A 616-nucleotide genomic window follows, 5' to 3' on the forward strand; every position below is an offset into this window, starting at 1 on the left:
CCGCCCGCACGAAGCACAGCCGTTGCAAGGCGGCATCATCGAACAGGCCATAGCCGCCCGGGGTGCACGCCACCGGACGCAGCAATCCGCGCAGCAGGTAGTCGCGCACGATATGCACGCTCACCCCGGCATCAAGGGCCAGCCGGGACACGGTGTAGGCGCTCATTGAAAACCTCCTTTTTTTATCCAGCGCAGCAGGAAAGCTGCTTCACGTCCTTGTTGAAGGTCTGCGCCGCAAGCTTCAACCCCTCGACCATTGTCAGGTAGGGGAACAACTGGTCGGCCAGTTCCTGCACCGTCATGCGGTTGCGGATGGCGAGCACCGCCGTCTGGATCAGTTCGCCCGCTTCCGGGGCCACCGCCTGCACGCCGATGAGCCGTCCGCTACCTTCCTCGATGACCAGCTTGATGAAGCCGCGTGTGTCGAAGTTGGCAAGCGCTCGCGGAACGTTGTCGAGTGTCAGCGTGCGACTGTCGGTCTCGATGCCATCGTGGTGCGCTTCCGCCTCGCTGTAGCCCACGGTGGCGACTTGCGGGTCGGTGAACACCACTGCCGGCATCGCGGTCAGATTGAGGGCTGCGTCGCCGCCGGTCATGTTGATCGCGGCACGGGTGC

1 protein-coding gene and 1 pseudogene are annotated in these 616 nt (G+C 64.1%); both read right to left on the reverse strand.

From position 1 onward, the window contains the following. The coding region (gene merD, locus HMPREF2886_RS35370) for a mercuric resistance transcriptional repressor MerD (RefSeq protein ID WP_070749124.1) at nt 1–166 on the reverse strand (166 nt) is incomplete at its 3' end. Nucleotides 167–182: 16 nt separating this feature from the next. Continuing rightward, a pseudogene (locus tag HMPREF2886_RS35375) lies at nt 183–616 on the reverse strand (mercuric reductase); the annotation flags it as partial.

The sequence above is a fragment of the Pseudomonas sp. HMSC066A08 genome (assembly GCF_001813025.1).
GTDB lineage: Bacteria > Pseudomonadota > Gammaproteobacteria > Pseudomonadales > Pseudomonadaceae > Pseudomonas > Pseudomonas aeruginosa.